At 43.2% G+C, this 17,800-nt stretch carries 12 protein-coding genes; 9 read left to right on the top strand and 3 right to left on the bottom strand.

The features are described from left to right. Positions 1–9: 9 nt before the first annotated feature. The 4 genes from JXA84_01605 to JXA84_01590 are packed head-to-tail and all read left to right on the top strand — an operon-like array spanning position 10 to position 5,796. Positions 10–714 carry an anaerobic ribonucleoside-triphosphate reductase activating protein gene (locus tag JXA84_01605; GenBank protein MBN1149897.1) on the top strand — a complete coding sequence of 235 codons (705 nt, stop codon included), beginning with the start codon at positions 10–12 and terminating at the stop codon, positions 712–714. Beyond that, the gene (locus JXA84_01600) at positions 711–2,771 is read left to right on the top strand and encodes an adenosylcobalamin-dependent ribonucleoside-diphosphate reductase (GenBank protein MBN1149896.1); all 2,061 of its coding nucleotides are present in this window, start codon (positions 711–713) and stop codon (positions 2,769–2,771) included. Before JXA84_01605 ends, JXA84_01600 begins: the two co-directional genes overlap by 4 nt. Beyond that, positions 2,750–4,795 (top strand): hypothetical protein, encoded by a 2,046-nt coding sequence (locus JXA84_01595; protein MBN1149895.1) that lies wholly within the window; start codon positions 2,750–2,752, stop codon positions 4,793–4,795. Before JXA84_01600 ends, JXA84_01595 begins: the two co-directional genes overlap by 22 nt. Next, positions 4,792–5,796: a hypothetical protein gene (locus JXA84_01590; protein MBN1149894.1), complete on the top strand. Its 1,005-nt coding sequence runs from the start codon at positions 4,792–4,794 to the stop codon at positions 5,794–5,796. Before JXA84_01595 ends, JXA84_01590 begins: the two co-directional genes overlap by 4 nt. A 35-nt stretch (positions 5,797–5,831) precedes the next feature. Here JXA84_01590 and JXA84_01585 read toward each other — a convergent pair whose 3' ends face one another. Continuing rightward, positions 5,832–7,325 carry a hypothetical protein gene (locus JXA84_01585; protein ID MBN1149893.1) on the bottom strand — a complete coding sequence of 498 codons (1,494 nt, stop codon included), beginning with the start codon at positions 7,323–7,325 and terminating at the stop codon, positions 5,832–5,834. Between the two features lie 27 nt (positions 7,326–7,352). Continuing rightward, positions 7,353–8,726 (bottom strand): transglycosylase SLT domain-containing protein, encoded by a 1,374-nt coding sequence (locus JXA84_01580; protein ID MBN1149892.1) that lies wholly within the window; start codon positions 8,724–8,726, stop codon positions 7,353–7,355. Positions 8,727–8,900: 174 nt separating this feature from the next. Between JXA84_01580 and lepA the strand changes: the two genes are divergently transcribed. Beyond that, positions 8,901–10,703 carry an elongation factor 4 gene (gene lepA, locus JXA84_01575; protein MBN1149891.1) on the top strand — a complete coding sequence of 601 codons (1,803 nt, stop codon included), beginning with the start codon at positions 8,901–8,903 and terminating at the stop codon, positions 10,701–10,703. 1 nt (position 10,704) lies between these two features. Further along, complete coding sequence (gene purD / locus JXA84_01570; GenBank protein MBN1149890.1) at positions 10,705–11,976, top strand: phosphoribosylamine--glycine ligase; 1,272 nt, start codon at positions 10,705–10,707, stop codon at positions 11,974–11,976. Here the strand turns inward: purD and JXA84_01565 are convergent. Then, positions 11,968–12,180 carry a hypothetical protein gene (locus tag JXA84_01565; protein ID MBN1149889.1) on the bottom strand — a complete coding sequence of 71 codons (213 nt, stop codon included), beginning with the start codon at positions 12,178–12,180 and terminating at the stop codon, positions 11,968–11,970. The genes purD and JXA84_01565 overlap by 9 nt on opposite strands. Before the next feature lie 136 nt (positions 12,181–12,316). Here JXA84_01565 and JXA84_01560 point away from each other — a divergent pair, with 136 nt between their 5' ends. The 3 genes from JXA84_01560 to JXA84_01550 are packed head-to-tail and all read left to right on the top strand — an operon-like array spanning position 12,317 to position 17,704. Continuing rightward, positions 12,317–14,329: a PAS domain-containing sensor histidine kinase gene (locus tag JXA84_01560; protein ID MBN1149888.1), complete on the top strand. Its 2,013-nt coding sequence runs from the start codon at positions 12,317–12,319 to the stop codon at positions 14,327–14,329. Further along, on the top strand, positions 14,304–15,647 hold the full coding sequence (locus JXA84_01555; GenBank protein MBN1149887.1) for a sigma-54-dependent Fis family transcriptional regulator: 1,344 nt from the start codon (positions 14,304–14,306) through the stop codon (positions 15,645–15,647). The genes JXA84_01560 and JXA84_01555 overlap by 26 nt, the downstream gene beginning before the upstream one ends. Next, on the top strand, positions 15,644–17,704 hold the full coding sequence (locus JXA84_01550) for an LPS-assembly protein LptD (protein ID MBN1149886.1): 2,061 nt from the start codon (positions 15,644–15,646) through the stop codon (positions 17,702–17,704). The genes JXA84_01555 and JXA84_01550 overlap by 4 nt, the downstream gene beginning before the upstream one ends. Positions 17,705–17,800: the final 96 nt, after the last annotated feature.

The raw sequence follows: 17,800 nt of genomic DNA, 5'->3' as shown, positions 1-17,800 counted from the left end.
AAAGAACGGTTGTCAGAAATGGTCTTTGGAGGATTTCTCCCGTTTTCAGCGATTGATTATCCAGAACATCTGAGCTCGGTGTTTTTTACTCAGGGCTGCAATTGCAGATGCCCTTACTGCCATAACCCGGAACTCATACCTTTCAAAAATGAAAATTTCATGAGTTTAGATGAGGCGTTCAAAATTCTTGAAGCCAGAAAGAAGCTTATAGATTCGGTCGCGATTACCGGAGGTGAACCGACTCTACAAAATGATTTGGCTGATTTCATGTCTGATCTCAAACAAAAAGGGTTTCAGGTAAAACTTGACACAAACGGCACGAACCCCGTAAAGATAGAAGAGATTGCAAGAAAAAGAATTGTGGACTATGTTTCCATGGACGTCAAAAGTTCACCTGAAAAATATGACGCTGCAACCGGAGTAAAATTCAATTTTGAAGGTATTGCTGAAATTGTGAAAATTTTAGATTCTGAACATATAGCCTATGAATTGAGGACTACGGCCGTCCCCGGACTTGTCGAAATAGGGGACATCACCTGGATTGGCTCTGTTCTCGGGGGAGACAGAAGATACGTGATTCAAAATTTTATCCCTGATAAGACCTTTTCAGAAGATTACAAAAAAATCAAGCCACACAAAAGGGAAGTCATTGAAGAAATGGTTCAAACCGCAAAGAAATATTTTTCAAAAGTCAGCGCAAGAGGTTTTATATGAAAGTAAAAAAAAGATCCGGCACAATCGTTCAATTCGACCCGGAAAAAATTGACAGAGCTGTATCAAAAGCCTTTAAAGCAAAAGGCTTGGATCCAGGTCCGGCTGCACTGATAACAAAAAGCGTCGTTGAAGAAATCGATAAAACCTTCGATGAAATCGTGGACATCGAGAAAATACAGGACTTGGTAGAAAATGAGCTGATGAAAGCTGGTTATTTCGATGTGGCTAAAGCATACATCATATACAGGCAGGAGAGGGCTTCATTAAGAACCGCGAAAAAAGTTATTTTGGGCATTGAAGGAGATGAGACAAAACTTCCGATAAACGCTCTCGAAGTTTTAAAATCAAGGTACCTTCTCAAAGACGCTGTTGGAAACATAAAAGAATCTCCCTGCGAAATGTTCGAAAGAGTTGCGAAATATGTATCTTCAGCGGAGGATAAACCGGGACAATGGAGAGAAAAGTTTTACGAGATTATGAAAGAAAAAATATTTCTGCCGAATTCACCGACGCTGATGAACGCGGGTACTGATTTCCCTCAACTTTCAGCTTGTTTTGTCATACCCGTGGAGGATTCGATAGAAGATATTTTCGACGCGGTTAAATACGCGGCTTTGATTCACAAGACTGGTGGAGGCACAGGGTTCTCGTTTTCCAGACTCAGGCCTGCAAACGACGAAGTCAGGTCTACGGGAGGAATCGCTTCCGGACCCGTTTCCTTCATGAGAGTTTTCGATGTCGCGACCGAAGTTATCAAACAAGGGGGTAAAAGAAGAGGCGCGAACATGGGGGTTCTGAGGGTTGACCATCCTGACATAGTATCTTTTATAACTTCGAAATCCATCGACGGACAATTCTCGAATTTCAATATCTCCGTTGCTCTGACAGATTCTTTTCTGGAGGCGGTAAAAAAAAGCAGAAAGTATTCACTGGTCAACCCCAGAAACGGAAGGGAGACGGCGAAAGCTGACGCCCATGAAATTTTTCAGCTGATAGTTTCAAAAGCATGGGAAAGAGGCGATCCGGGAATTCTTTTTATAGACAGGATAAACCGACTGCACAGTTTGAAGGATTTGGGGTTGATTGAATCCACGAACCCCTGCGGCGAACAGCCCCTGCTTCCGAATGAGGCATGCAATCTCGGTTCGATAAACCTTTCGAAATTCGTAAAAAACAAAAGCGTGGACTGGGATTCTTTGGGTCAAGTCGTGTCATTATGCGTTCGGTTTCTCGATGACGTCATAGAAGTATCCAAATACCCCCTTCCGATTATTGAAAAGACCGTAAAGATGAACAGAAAAATCGGATTGGGACTTATGGGTTTCGCCGATTTTCTTGTGTCTCTAGGAATCAGGTATGACTCCAAAGAGGCAGAAAACACCGCCGAAGAAGTGATGAAATTCATCACCGCCGAAGCCGACATGACCTCAAAAGAAATCGCTTTGGAAAAAGGCGCTTTTCCTAGTTTTGCATTAAGCGAGATGGCGAAAAGAGGTGAAAAACCGAGAAGAAACGCCACTCTGACTACTATCGCACCAACTGGTTCGATAAGCATAATAGCCGGAACTTCTAGCGGTATAGAGCCTTTTTTTGATCTGGTATTTATCAGAAATGTTTTGGACGGAACTCAATTTTTGGAAGTCAACGAACAGCTCAGCAGAGCGCTAAAAATCGAAGGGTTGGACGAAAAATACATAATATCCCGAATTAGCGAAGGTGAAAAACTCAAAGATATAGATACAGTACCAGAAAAGCTGAAAAATCTATTTGTAACAGCTCACGATATAGATCCTGTCTGGCACGTCAGAATACAGGCTGCTTTCCAGAAGTACACGGACAACGCGGTGAGCAAGACCGTCAATTTCGCGAGCGACGCCACGCGGAAACAAATAGAAGAGGTTTACCTCAACGCTTACGATTTCGGGTGCAAAGGAATCACAATATACAGAGACGGAAGTAAAGACAGCCAGGTTCTCGTCAAACCGAGGGACAAAGTTTGCCGCCTCAAAACCGTGGACTCTGAGTATTCAGGCGGATGCGAAGAGTGCGGGGTATGATGAGAAACTCCAGAGACAGGAACTTTAAAAGAATAATCAAAATCTCGGCAGTTTTAGTTTTTATCCTGACTGTTTTGCCAGCTGTCTTTTCTTTGTCCAGAGGAGTAATGAACCCGTCAATACTGTTTTCTCCTGTCATCCCCATTTTTCTTTTGTTGACCAAATTTCCCAGGTCTAAAATGCCGAAGTATTTGGTCGTATCGTGTTTCCTCTCGCTTTTTACGGCTCTTCTTTTTTGTGGACACGGAAACTCGTTGAATTCTCTTAAGGCGATAAGCCTCTCTTTCATAACCTCGTTACTTTTTCATCTTTCCATGGTTTTCCCGGAAGAGAAACCCTTTTACAGCAAGTCGGGCTTTCTCTTTGTCAGAATTTTCTATCTACTTTCTTTTGTCTTCTCATCTTTCTTTTTTTTCGTCAGCGCTTTTTTGGGCGGAAGCTTCGAGGCTGTTTTATTGAAGGGACTTTACATTTTGGCATTGTCAGCATCCGTTTTCCTCGTTCTGGCTACCAGCCGTTTCGTTTCAAAAAAATGTTCGGTCACACACAAGAGGAAATCCGAACACTTTGTCATGGGGGCGTTTCTCTCGGTATTTTTATGGGTTGTCTTCGTATTGTTTGCACCGGATAAAAAACCCCTGTATTCTGTCCTGTTCGCTTTATTTTTTCTTCTTGAAGATTTAATCCCGAATTTGAAAAACGTTCCTTCGAGAAAACTTGTTGTGTTTTTGCTGTCTATTCTGGTTTCATCAGCATCTTTCTTTTTGATTTCAATTATGCCAGCGTCGTTTTTGAACCTCGGCAAATGGAAGATATTCGTCATGGGTATGCTCGGGTCGCTATTTTTGGCATGGTCTTTCAAATATTCTTTCTCACTTATGTATATGGCTTTCTACGGCAATCCCGATAAAAGAATTCAAAACCTCATGAATTTTGAGAAAACCATCAGCATAAACGAAAGCACAGTGGAATTCGCGAAAAGACTTGGCGAGACCCTTTTGCAGTCTGTCGGCTGCGAAAAATGCTGGGTATACGCGAGAAGAAAGCAATCATTTGCGTGCCTTTCAGGTTCAAAGAACACGTCCTGCGGTGTATTTGACGCTTCTCGAAAGGACGGATTGGTCAATTTTCTCGAAAGCACTACAAAACCGGTGGTATTTGAGGAAGAGACAAGTCCGGGTTTTAGAAACCTTTCCGTCGAAGATATGCTGCAGGTAAAAAAAGAAGAAGGTTATTGGATTCTGCCTTTTTTCTCCGGATGGGAGATGATCGCGTTTGCGATGGGAACCAAACCGCGAAAACCGATGGACAAGACCATTATGGATGCTCTGACGGTTTTCTCGAGAAGAGTTTCCGGCGTTTTAACCGCTCTCTTAAAAATTGATAATTTATCCGAAGAGATAAAAAGAGAAGAGAAAAAGAAAATAAGGGAAGAGGTTTTTGAAAGTTTTAAAAAAGGTAGAGATGAAAGGGTTGAGATAAAAAAAATAAACGGCGACGACGCCGGCGAATGCGCTTTTTTCCTTTTCAAGTATCAGGATAAAACGTTCTGCGGATATTTGAAGTGGGTTCCTGATGAACTCGACTGGCTGAAAATAAGCAGACTTGAAAACCTGACCTATGAGTTAAAAGACAACAACGGTTTAAACTCTTTTTTCGAAAAAATCACTTCTCTGGTTGTTACCCAGTCTGCTTTGATTGTAATCGGTTCTAAAAGTTTTGATGCAATTTCAGAAAACTGCGAATCTTTATTTTGTTTGACCCCTGAAGGAGTGACAAACTACACTCCCGATCTTCAGACAACTGCAAAACGGCTGTTTTTGAGTTCTACTGACATTTTTGAATTGAGAAACGTCAAATACGAAAAGATAGGAAAAGAAAGGATTGTCAGCATTCTTTCTTCCCACCAACATGAGAATTTTGATGATTTCGCCCAAAAAGTCTACAGCGAAATTGACGCGTGGGCTGTAAATGCATCGGGTCTCAAAGACACCGAAATAATGCTCATAGACCTTCAAATTTGAGAATTCAAACCGCTTATTACATTTCTTCTCACGGTTTCGGCCACATTACGAGAAGTTTTGAGATAATAAAAAAATTTTCCAGTTTCGATACCCGTGTAGTGTGCGGGTACCCTTTTGAAATCGCAAAAAATTTCGGGTATTGCGACATCGGGGCTAAGTCCTACACAGAGCAATGTACCGATATAGGTGTAGCTCAAAAAGACGCGCTTGAAATGGATTTGGAAAAAACCCTAAAAGAGAACTTCGCATACATATCAGAATACGAAAAATTGGTCCAAAGAGAATTAGATTTCATTTCAAAAAACAAAATCGAAGCTGTTTTTTCCGACGTATCTCCTGTTCCTATTTCAGCCGCAAGAAAACTCGGCATTCCAGGTTATATAGTGGGAAATTTCACATGGGACTGGATTTATGGAGGTTTTGCCCGGGTAGATTCAAAATATTCAACTTTGGAGAAATTCTACAGGAAAAAGTATTCGGAAACTGACGTTGTCTTCGAGCTCCCTTTTTCAGGGGGTCTGGATAATTTCAAAAAAAAAATTAGGACTGGACTCGTTGGAAGGAGACCTTTATTGTCAAACCCTGTTGAAGCGAAGGAACACTTGGGAGTGGAAAAGGGTAGAAAGACGGTGGTCTTTGCTTTCGGAGGCTTCAACGTTTTTTCGGATTTCAAGAACAGGGGGGATGCATATACGGTTTTGATTCCTGGATTTGAAGATAAGTTTATTACAAAAAACGTCAGGATGATATCTACGCATATACATAGGCTTCCCGATGTATTGCTCGCATCAGACTGCGTTGTCACGAAACCCGGTTATGGAATTGTGTCGGAATTGACCTTTTTGAAAATGCTTGGCTTTGAGAAAAGGACGATTTATTGCGACCGAGGTCCGTTCAGGGAATATGATGTTTTGAAAAAGGCTATTGAAAGATATTTCACCAGGTCAACGTTTATTGACTCGGGAAAAATCAAAAATGGTGAATGGATTAAAAGTGTTTGAAATCCCGGGGCGATAATTTCGCCCCGGGAAAAGTGTTAAAAGGCCGAGATTATGTCTTCGAGAATATTTTCACCCGAACCGTTTACGATAAATATCCCTGTTGAAGTCATGTCTTCGATCTTGCTGGCTGAAGCTACCGTCCCGATGAAGGAGAGTTTCTCACCCGCTTCAGGCGCGAACATTCTCATCATAGGAAGTATTTTCTGGGCGTCTATATATATAATAACCGGGTATTGATCGGGATTTTCTATTCCGGCTTCCTCAAGCTTCTGTTTCAAGGTTGTTCCCGAAGCTGAAAATGACTGGGTGTTCAAGAGAACGACCGCTTCGTTTTCGTTTATTTTAATGTCGACGACGTTGTTACCCTGAGTGAACGTGTAGGAATCGTTCTCTCCCTTGAGGGCTCCTCCTGCTCCCGCAACGGCTATTGTCATGATTTTTATCAGCGTTTCCTTGTTGTTTAGACCGACTATCCCACCGGCTTCCGGAGCTGTCATGTTGAAGTTCCCGATCATCAACTGTATATCGCCTCTAAGCATGCCCCAGAATTCGTCTTCGGTCATGCCGAATTGGGAGAAATCGATTTGCCCTTCCATGAAAGGAGAGACCATTTCTTTGAGAACCATAAAATCCATTACAAGCCGCATGTAAAGCGTCAGGTCTCCGCTTAATTCGCTTAAATCCGCGACTCCGCTCGGCAACTCGGCAAGATACAGAGCCACCATGGGGTGATTTGAAATATCTTCCCCGTATTTGGCGTATGATTTGAGAACGATCCTTTTTTGTTCGATGTCACCGCCGATAACAGCGTATTCTACTTCCGGCATATCCATGAAAGCGGAAGCTATCTCATCCAGTGTGTCGGCACTTTCTTTCAAACTTTTTTCGAGTACATCGTAAAAACTTCCTCCGATGTAGGCGTAGAGAGCAGGAGATTCCATCCCGATGGATAAATACGATTCTTTGAATTCAGGACATTGAGCGAGGGAGTTTTCAGGTTTTGTCTGAGCCATCTTCTGGTGCAGGTCTTTGAATTTTTCCCCCATTCCAAAAAGTACATAGCTCTCAAATTCGGTGAAATAAATGTTCTCGCCGTCTTCGTCCTTTATCACCGTGAAATCACCGTCTTGTGTTATTTCCTGGTCTCCTTCTTCTTTGGTCTTGGATATGATGTATTCAAGGAGTTTTTCAGGATTCGTAGAAGGAATTAAAAGGACAAAAGTAGGCGGTTTCATGTCTTCCTGGTTTGAAAACTCCAGATCTAGCATCGCCATCCCGATTTTACCCGTCGGGTCGAATCCGTTGTCTTTGAATTCCTGGTAGTCGAAGTCCTCTGTTTCATCTTTAAAAACTTTCGTCAATATCGCATCCGCATTTATTTTCTGAAGGTCGACGTATAAAAACATGGGGATGTCATTTGGAACTAATTCGGCCAATTCGATCTGTTCGACCTGCGGTTTTTTTGTGCAGCCGATAAAGACAGACAAAATACCGAGGAGCAGGATTACGGTCAATTCTTTTCTAGTCATCAGCCCTCCTGGTTGAATGCTATTCTATCAACGATATCTGAGTTTCGCGCCGATCTGAAGGTACCTTCCGCCGGCGTCGTTTGGATTCCATCTCTTCAGCTCTTCGACGGTGACCCCGAGCCTCCTGGCTATTCTCGAAAGCGTGTCACCGGACCTTATTGTGTAATATTTCCAAGTCGGGGTAGTTACAACAGGGGCTGTCCGTGAGCTTATCTGTGTGGAAGAAAGGTATTTCAGAGAGTCAGGTAAAATGTCGAAACTCGCTTTGAACATGTCTCTTGTGCCCGAGGGGATCTTCAAAACGAAAGGATAATCGCCCGGAGGCGTAAAATCCTGAAGAATGTGCGGGTTGAGTTTCTTTATATCGTCTTTTGAAGAACCGGTTGAATTGGCTATTACAGAGAGCTGAACCGGGCCGTTGAGGTGTATTGTGTCGTATTCCAGTGGCGCAGCGTAATCAATCGACATTCCGTAAATCTCGGGTTCTCTCGCGACGAGCATGACAGCGAGAGCATAGGGTACATAGATCATGGTCTCGCTCGGAAGGGAGAGCTTCCAGAAATCGTTTGTTCCCGCGTTGTTTATTGCTCTTTCAACGGTCCCCTCGCCGCAGTTGTAAGCAGCAAAAGCGAGCTTCCAGTCTCCGAACCTCTCGTAAAGTGACGAGAGGTATCTCGCCGCGGCTATAGTCGATTTATACGGGTCGCGTCTTTCATCGACGTAGTTGTTTATGGTCAAACCGAAAGTCCGCGCTGTTCCTGGTATGAACTGCCACATTCCGACCGCTGAAGCGGGTGAAATAGCGCCAGTATTGTATCCACTTTCGATTATCGGTAGATACGCAATATCATGAGGCAGGTTGTAGTCCTCGAGAACTTCTTCTATCAGCGGCAAGTATTGACCGCCCCTTCTCAAGCAGCCTATAAGTGTGTTTCTGCTTGGACCTGTCCACGTGTTCAATGACTGCCTCAGCCTTTCGGACTCGTCGGGGTTTATAGGTATCAGCCTGAAGTCGGATGTCTCGATGACCGGGTAGCCCCAGAGTGAGTTCGCCGCCCTTATCTGAGCCGAAGACAGCCTTCTGAGGTTGATGTTGTACCTGCTTATTAGAAATGAATCCTCCACGTCTTCTATGGGAATGTCCAGAAGGTACCGCATGCCGTCGTTGGCGAACTGGTGCGCGAGAAGAAAATTTGAACTTTTCAGAGCTTCGTTCGCCTGTGTGAATTGTTCTTCGGCTATCGTCAGCATTATCGAGGCCAGAGTGTCAGCGGAGACCGCTTCGACGTAGGGATAATCGTCTTCTACCGCCGTTACTTGACTGTCGGTTGAAGTTCCCCTGTAAGGTGAACAAAAAAACAAAACCGATAAAGACAAGGAAAATAATATTTTTCGGTTCATTCACACCCCTTTACAATAATATGAGGTTTTATTTCCAGATTAAACCATAAAATACGGCGTTTGTAAACGAAATCTGAGCCTATGACAAGTAACGTGTTTTAGTGAGAGCGCGGATTTTTACGAAGCGTCAAATCTCGGATTGACAAAAGGCGAGTCCTTGATATAGAAACATGGATGGCTAAAAACGACATAAGGAATTTCTGTATAATCGCCCACATAGATCACGGCAAGTCGACGCTCGCCGACAGGCTTCTCGAACACACCCAGACCGTCCACAAAAGGATAAAACTCGAACAGTATTTGGACAACATGGACCTGGAGAAAGAAAGAGGAATAACCATAAAATCGCACAACGTGAGGATGAACTACAAATCCAGTGAGGGGCATCAATACCAGCTCAACCTCATAGACACACCCGGACACGTAGATTTCTCCTATGAAGTTTCAAGGTCGATATCAGCCTGCGAAGGAGCTCTTCTCGTAGTCGACGCCACCCAAGGGGTTCAAGCCCAAACTGTTAGCAACGCTTATCTCGCCATAGACCAGGGGCTTGAGATAATACCCGTGATAAACAAGATAGACCTACCTTCCGCAGATCCAGAAAAGACCAAATTTGAAATAGAAGAATACCTCGGCCTCGACACGGAAAACTCGGTCATGGTCAGCGCCAAGACGGGTCACGGTATCGAAGAACTTCTCGAAAGCATAGTAGAATATGTTCCTCCTCCAGTAAAGACGAGAGACGCGGATTTGAGAGCTCTGGTCTACGACAGCTACTACGACGAGTTCTGGGGAGCTGTTTTGTTTGTCAAGGTGGTCTCAGGCGAGTTGAAAACAGGAGACAGAATAAAACTCGTAAGCGCCGACAGAGAATTCGACGTTCAGCACTTAGGTTTTTTTTCCCCCGAGATAAACGAGACCAAAAAAATTTCAACCGGCGAAGTCGGTTTTGTTTCTGCCGGAATAAGATCGTTGAAAGATGTCAACATAGGCGACACGTTGACTTTGTCCGGGATGCTGGTAAAACCTCTTCCGGGTTTCAGAAAATCAAAACCCATGGTATACGCGGGTCTGTATCCTTCTACAAACGACAAATACAGGGATCTCAAGGAGAGCCTCGAAAGGCTTTCAATAAACGATTCAGCGATCGTGTTCTCTCCGGAAAAATCGAACGCCCTCGGGTTCGGATTCAGGGCTGGTTTTTTGGGTCTCTTGCACATGGACATAGTTCAGGAAAGGCTGGAGAGGGAGTTCGGCGTAGAACTCGTCGTCACGGCTCCCACAGTACCCTACAGGGTGACCTTGAGGAACGGAGAAATCCGGGAGGTTAATTCCCCCTCTGAACTTCCTGGTCCGTCGGAAACAGAGAGTATAGAGGAGCCCATGTCGCAAGTCTCCATACACACCCCGTCGGAATTTTTGGGAAACGTGATAAAAATCTGCCATGAAAAAAGAGGGACACAGAAAAAAATAGAATACATCGCTGAAAACCATGTCCGTGTTGACTACGAGATGCCCCTTTCGAGCGTCATAGTAGATTTTCATGACTTGTTGAAATCTTCGACAAAAGGATACGCATCCCTCGATTACGAGTGGACAGGTTTTTCTCAGGCGAAGATGACTAAACTCGATTTTCTCATAAACAACGAACCAATTGACGCTCTTTCAATCATAGTACAGAGCGACGAAGCTTACAACTTGGCCCGAAGAATATGCCTTAAATTGAGAAAGACAATAAAGCGTCAACTCTACGAAGTGGCTATTCAGGGAGTGGTCAACGGTAAAATAATCGCGAGAGAGACTATAAAGCCCCTGAGAAAAGATGTCACGGCGAAGTGCTATGGAGGAGACATAACGAGAAAACGCAAACTGCTCGAAAAACAAAAGGAAGGGAAAAAGAGGATGAAAATGCTGGGAAAAATTGAAATTCCCCAGGAAGCTTTCATGAGCGTCCTTTCAATAGAAAGCGACAACTGACATGAAAGACAAAAAAGTGGCGGTCATAGGTAAAGGGGCGAGAGAACACGCTCTCGCTGAGTCGCTTCTGGAAGATGAGAATGTTTCCGATGTCTACTGCCTTCCCGGAAACCCCGGAACAGAAAAGAATTGCCGAAACGTGGAAGTCGACACCGGCGACAACCCAAAAATTCTCGACGCTGTAAAAGCAATAACACCTGAGCTTGTTGTCGTTGGACCAGAAGACCCTCTATCCAGTGGAATATCTGATTTACTCAGAGCGCACGGGTTTGTCGTCTTCGGACCCGGAGCGAAAGGCGCGTCTATTGAATCGGACAAATCTTTCGCGAAAAAGATTATGACGCAGACCGGCATACCCACCGCCAAGTGGAATAAGGTGGCGTCTATCGAAAAACTCTACAGAGCCCTTGACGAAATAAAACCGCCATATGTCCTGAAAGCGAGCGGTTTGGCGCAGGGTAAAGGTGTTTTTATATGCCGTGACGGCAAAGAAGCCGCTGGTATCGGACAAGAAATGCTTTCTGGAAAATTACTCGGAGAAGCGGGAAAGAAAATTGTCGTCGAAGAGTTTTTGGAAGGTTTTGAACTCTCGTTTTTTTTCGCGACTGACGGTTTGAATATTGTTTGGCTTCCCACAGCCCATGATCACAAGAAGGCTTTTGAGGGGGATAGAGGACCCAACACAGGAGGCATGGGATCTTTGTCGCCTGTCGGTGAAACTCTTACGAGGACAGTAGAGGATTATATAGCTCTTCCTCTGCTCGATTATTTCAAAACTGAAAACATACAATACAGAGGATTGGTTTTTATAGGCGCGATTGTATCCATGGGAAAAGTCTATGTATTGGAGTTCAACTGCAGGTTTGGCGATCCCGAGACGCAGTCGATTTTAGCACAGATCGAAGGCGGTTTTTTTGATCTTCTCTATTCCTGCGCGAGGGGAAAAGCTGAAAGCGCTTTGCAGATTTCTGACGATAAATCCGTCTCGGTTGTCATTGCATCAAAAGGGTATCCCTTGAAATACGAGAAAGGAAAAACAATTTCCTTTGCACGCCAACCACTTTCACGGAATGCTTCTGTTTTCTACGCGGGAGTGGAAAGACAAGGTCGATCCCTCGTCACTTCAGGAGGCAGAGTTTTCACCGTGAGTGGCGTCGGAAAATCATTTGAAACGGCGAGAAAAAAAGCTTATGAAGACGCGGAAAAAATTAAATTCGACGGCGCATGGATGAGAATGGATATAGGAAAAAATATTCCGGAAGATCTATTCTAAAGTGTCCTCGAAAGTTCCTTCGAAAAGTACAGAGTCTTTGAATTTTGATATGTCATTCAAATGCCATAGAGAGTTGTCGAGGCTGTCTTCGAGAACCGTTATCCTCAGCAGAAGAGAGTGAATTGTGTCATTTGTTTCATCAGGAAGTTTGTTTTTTTGAAGCATGAATTTTCCGGAAAAAAGACCTACCACGAAAGCTGCCAAGCAAAACATAAGCAACACCATTATAGGCACACAAGGGTCTTTAGGGCTACGATATATCATCTATGTATGGTATATTGAATTTTGATAGAAGTAAACTTTATTGGTAAGGTGAGAATGACAAAGGGAGATTTCTGTTTTGTTTTTTAAAAAGAGCGGTTTTTCAATTCCTCTTTATCCTGTCGTGTTTGTAATTCTCGTGCCTGTCTCATTTCTCATGATCTGGTTTTCAATGTTGCTCATGGACAACGGAGAAAAGGCTGTTTTGTCTATGACCGAAAAGGAGCTTCTCGCTCTCTCCGAAGCTTACAACCAAAGCATACAGCAGTTGTATTCGTCGGGGCAGGTAAAGGAAAAACTACTAAAGTTGTTCGCCATATCAACCGCGCACATAATAGAAAAAAACCCGCAGATTACCGCCGAAGATCTCAAAAGTGTCGTTATTGAAAATAATTTGGCGAGAATAGACATTCTCGACAGCACTGGAAGAGTGACCGTATCTTCATCTGAAGACCTTGAAATACCTTATTACCCCGGTTTGAAATTTCTCACCAGCGGGAAGAGAAACGAAATAATCATTTGGTCGACCGAAAGAGCAGATTCCATAATCGGAATTCCTTTCAGGAGTTTCAAACTTGCCGCTGTAAGAACCGATGACAACGGAGCAGTGGTGGTTTATCTCGATGAATCATGGGTCGCGTCGGTCATGTCCTACGCTTCTGTTTCGAAACTGGTCAAAGACGTCGGAACTTCACCTGGCTTTGCTTACGTGGCCGTTCAGGGTTTTGAAGGTATAATATCCGCTTCCGGAAAGATAACCCAACTTTGCAAAATCGAGGAAGATTCTGTTTTGCTCTCTTCGGTAAGACTGCAAAAACCAATCGTCAGAGAAACGGATTTTCGAGGGAAAAGAATCTACGAAGTGATCTCACCTTTGAGTTATGAAGGAGTCCCGAAAGGGGTTATAAGAATAGGTATCTACCTCGACGATTACCAGAAAATAATAAGCGATTACAGAGGCAGAATACTGTTTATGTTTCTTTTTCTTTGGCTCGCGGTTTTGCTCTCAATAATAGCATCTGTACTCGGAATAAGGTATTTTTCGCTTAGAAGAGAACTTCATTCGGCGGAGAGTGTCACGACGAAGCTTGTCGATTCTTCCAATTACGGCATTTTTATTGTCAACGCTCAGGGAAAATTTCTCAGGATAAACGAATATGGAAGACAACTGTTCGGGTTAGGCAACAAAGACGAAAAAAAAATGAAATACGGAGAGTCTTTTCCGGACGATGAACTGCACATAAAAAGAACCTACGAGAATGAGAGAGAAATGAAAGACGTCATAGTCGACATCGTTTTACCTTCAGGGAAAAAAGAGGAATTTTTACTGGATACCGTTATGCTCCGAGAAAACGATGAAATTATCGGGGTCGTGTCGTTTTTGAAAGATTTCAAGTATTTTAAAATTGAAAAAGAACTCCAAAGTGAAAAGGAGAAGATCAGGGATATCTCTCGAATGACTTCAGCTATAGCCCATGAACTGAGGAATCCTCTCAACGCGGCTTCAATAGCGGTTCAAAGGCTGCAAAGGGAATTTGAATTTAAAGAAGAGGACGAGAGAAAGACAATTTTGGCTATGCTGTCTTCGGCTGTCGATTCACTCGAGAGAAAACTCGGCAACCTTCTGATGTTCGCCAAAACTTCGAAGAGTTCAGGTGTAGAAGTAGATCTTCTCGTCGTTCTTTCGGATTTGAAAAAAATTCACGGGCCGGTTAACATGATAACCCAAAGCGATTCCGAAAGTATCGTTATCAAAGGTGATAAAACAGATTTCTACAGACTTTTTGACAATTTGATAGACAACTCAATCAAAGCGGGAGCTGAGAACATCCGCATAAACATTGCAGGGATGGGCGAAAAGGTCCTTATATATTTCGAAGACGACGGACATGGAATAGACGAAAGACATTCAGAGGAGATTTTTGAACCTTATTTCACCACCTCTCCCTCGGGAACCGGATTGGGTCTTTATATAGTGAAAAAAATCGCTGAAGATTATGAAGGTTCGGTTGAAGTTGAAAAAAAACGTAATAACGGCGCGATGTTTAAAATAGTTCTTTCTAAAAATGTCAAAAACCGAGACGAAAAATAAATTCAAGCTTCTCGTGGTAGACGACGAAGAAGACCAGAGGTCTCTTTTGGCGGGAGCCTTGATAAGAGAAGGCTATGAAGTAGGTACGGCATCAAATTTTGATGAAGCGAAATCCCTCTTCGAGGCTGAACTTTTTGACATGGTGATAACCGACCAAAAGCTCAAAGACGGTAGGGACGGTATCCAAATACTTGAACACTGCAGGAAAGCCAACCCCGAGATTCCTGTAGTTCTAGTCACGGCTTACGGAAATATAGACAGCGCAGTCACAGCAATGAAGTATGGCGCTTATTACTACATGACAAAACCCATAAGACTTGAGGATTTAATCGAGCTCGTGCGCAAGGCACTGCAAGAATTCGAAATTGTTATTGAAAGCAGAGCTCTTCAAGAAATTTACGAGGAAGAATTTTCCGAACACCCTATAGTCGCTCAAAGCAGGGAAATGAGGGAAGTTCTCTCTTTGGTATCAAGGGTAGCAAACTACAACATATCAGTTCTATTGACTGGAGAGAGCGGGGTCGGGAAAGAAGTCGTCGCAAGGGCGATACACAGCTTTTCTTTGAGAAAAAATAGTCCTTTCATAGCCGTAAACTGCTCTGCGATACCGGACACATTGCTTGAAGCGGAACTCTTCGGTTCGGAGAAAGGAGCTTACACAGGAGCGGTTTCTGCGAGGAAAGGAAGGCTTGAACTCGCCCAGGGCGGAACACTTTTTCTCGACGAAATAGGAGACATATCCCCTTTAATACAGGTGAAACTTCTTAGGTTTCTGTCCGAGAGGACATACGAAAAGCTCGGTGGAGAAAAGACTATAGAAGCCGACGTCAGAATTATAGCTGCGACCAACAGAAATCTCTCACTGGAGATGAAAGACGGAAAATTCAGGGAAGATTTGTTTTATAGGTTGAACGTCGTAAACATCGAAATACCTCCTCTGAGAGAAAGAAGAGAAGACATCATACCACTGGCGAGAAGGATAATAAAGAATCTTTCAAGCAAAATTCCAGAAAAAAAAGAGCTCAAGTTGACCTGGGAAGCCGAGAAAAGACTAATCACGGGAAACTGGCCGGGAAATATCCGGGAACTCGAAAATGTTCTTCAGAGAGCTTTTGTCCTGTCGAGAGGAGCCGAGATTGATTCTCAAGACCTGTCCCTTACCGGCGACACGGAAGATTTGTCTCTTGAAGCATTGGAGAAAAAACAAATTGAAAAAGTGCTCTCCATGACTTCGGGGAACCTGCAGAAAGCTTCTCAGATATTGAAAATTCACAGAAACACGCTAAGAGAAAAAATGAAATACTACGGGTTAAAATGAATTTGCTGTTTTTAATCTTGGCAGTTCTGACCGGCCAGGCGGAAGTCATTTCTTATTCATGCGGCAGGATGACTTACGACTGGAATTTAAAAAAAATAATTCTTACGGACTCTGCGTACGTCGAATACGGAGATATCAAGCTTTACGGAGACACCATAATTTACTACCCTGATGAAAAGGTTGTGGAAGTCATAGGGAACATGAAAATACTGCAGAAAGAACAAGAACTTGCGGGTGAACGAATGGTATTCAACATAGACACAAAATACGGTATCGTCGATGGCGGCAAAACAGCCATAACGGAGGGATTTTTCACGGGAGACACTGTCTGGCAGATTCAAAGCGATCTCTGGTATGTCACAAAAGGGACGTTTACCACTTGTGAAGACGACCCTCCTCACTATCACTTTTGGGGAAATGCGATGATCATAGAGCAGAACGGTATGCTCATCGCAGAACCTGTAATACTTTATATAGGCAACGTGCCGGTTTTCGCATTGCCCTGGTGGTTTTTTCCTATTAAAAGAGGCAGGTACAGCGGGTTTCTGTTCCCCAACGTAGGCAACAGTTCAACCGATGGAAGATACGTGAAAAACGTCGCTTATTTTTGGGCAATCAACGATTATTCGGATATGACCTTCTCGGTCGACATCATGGAAAAGAGAGGCGTCAGGTTCAATGCAGCTGGGATGTATATTGTCAAACCTTTCCTGTCGGGTAATTTTGGTCTGGGGTACATAAGGGAGACCAACACTGGAATTGAAAGATGGAGAATAGAGGGAAACCATTTCCATCAGATAAACTCGAGCACGAGAATGCTGGCGAGAGCTGATTGGCAGAGTGACAAAAGATACAGGATAGATTACGGAACGGATGTTCTCGTCGATTTAAACAAAAGGACGTCTTCGTATTTTTCGGTTTCCAAGAACTGGAGTTTTCTTTCGGGGCAGGCGCTTCTTTTGAGAAGCGAAGACCTTATCGCTGAAAGAGTTTCATACAGTCTCCCGGAAATATCTTATACTTTGTTTTCAAGGAGGATATTAGCTGCCGCCAATGTTTTAAACCTTTATTTTTCAAATTCTGGAAGATTCAATAGAGGTATTCAAAACGACTCGACAGGGTCTTTGGAGACTGATCAAATGAGCATGAACGCAGGGTTACAAAACCCGATCAAGGTTTTAGGGTTTTTCAATTTCAACCCAGGCTTGTCGATGAGCGGGACGGTAAAAAAGTACGATACCGCGAATGTGTATTTTTACAGCCGCAGTTGGTCAACCTCCATGACTCTCTCGACTTTCATATACGGTTTGACGAATTGGAGCGCGGGTTCTTTGCAGAGAATAAGGCATGTGTTGAATCCTTCCGTTTCCTACGTTTATTCTCCAGGGACAGTTTACGGAAGTTTTGGGGACACCTCCTATGAATATTCTTCAGACGCCAAAGTGTCAAAATTAAATTTGAACCTTTCTCAGTCCCTTCAATTGAAATGGCAAAACGGCGAAAATATCAGCAGATTTGAACTTTTTTCTTTGGGAGCTTCTACGAGTTATGATTTTGAAAAAAGTGTAAAAAATTTTTCTGATATATCTCTTTCTTTTGACAGCAGATTTTCAAATAAATTTTCAATATCTTGTAGATGGGTGTATGACCCATACACATTAGAGAGGATTTCATCTTCATACTATCTGACATCTTTTCTTTCCGGAAACATTGGAAAAAAATATTATTATTCGGATGTTGACCGTCAATGGAGTTTGACGACTTCCTATTCGATGACTCAAGACAGGCTTTCAAAAAACCAACAGGTCTGGTTCACCGCAGGAATTCACCCGACAGATAACTGGAAGGTTACATACAGCGCGAGATGGGACATCGAAAAAAACAACATGGTCAACCAATCACTCAGTGTTTACAGGGATCTTCATTGCTGGGAAGCTTTTTTTTCATGGCAAAAATTCAACGAAGCGTGGAGTTATTCTTTTACGATTAGAATAAAATCAATACAAGATGTCAGGGTCATGAGGAGCATGGTCAGTTTTTTTGTGCCTCGGATTTAATGTCAAAAATGAGAAAAATCAACAAATAATGTATAAAAAACATTGACAAATACAATGTTTTGTGGTTTTAAGATAATTGAAAGCGTTAAAAAACCT

The sequence above is a fragment of the candidate division WOR-3 bacterium genome, from assembly GCA_016926475.1.
GTDB lineage: Bacteria > SDB-A > SDB-A > SDB-A > SDB-A > JAFGIG01.
This window is presented reverse-complemented; position numbering and strand designations above follow the sequence as displayed.

Bases quoted from the DNA above. Each gene is read 5' to 3' on its own strand.
- JXA84_01595 (MBN1149895.1), top strand. From the start codon at position 2,750: ATGCGAAGAGTGCGGGGTATGATGAGAAACTCCAGAGACAGGAACTTT.
- JXA84_01580 (MBN1149892.1), bottom strand. From the start codon at position 8,726: ATGAACCGAAAAATATTATTTTCCTTGTCTTTATCGGTTTTGTTTTTT.
- lepA (MBN1149891.1), top strand. From the start codon at position 8,901: ATGGCTAAAAACGACATAAGGAATTTCTGTATAATCGCCCACATAGAT.
- JXA84_01600 (MBN1149896.1), top strand. From the start codon at position 711: ATGAAAGTAAAAAAAAGATCCGGCACAATCGTTCAATTCGACCCGGAA.
- purD (MBN1149890.1), top strand. From the start codon at position 10,705: ATGAAAGACAAAAAAGTGGCGGTCATAGGTAAAGGGGCGAGAGAACAC.
- JXA84_01585 (MBN1149893.1), bottom strand. From the start codon at position 7,325: ATGACTAGAAAAGAATTGACCGTAATCCTGCTCCTCGGTATTTTGTCT.
- JXA84_01550 (MBN1149886.1), top strand. From the start codon at position 15,644: ATGAATTTGCTGTTTTTAATCTTGGCAGTTCTGACCGGCCAGGCGGAA.
- JXA84_01555 (MBN1149887.1), top strand. From the start codon at position 14,304: ATGTCAAAAACCGAGACGAAAAATAAATTCAAGCTTCTCGTGGTAGAC.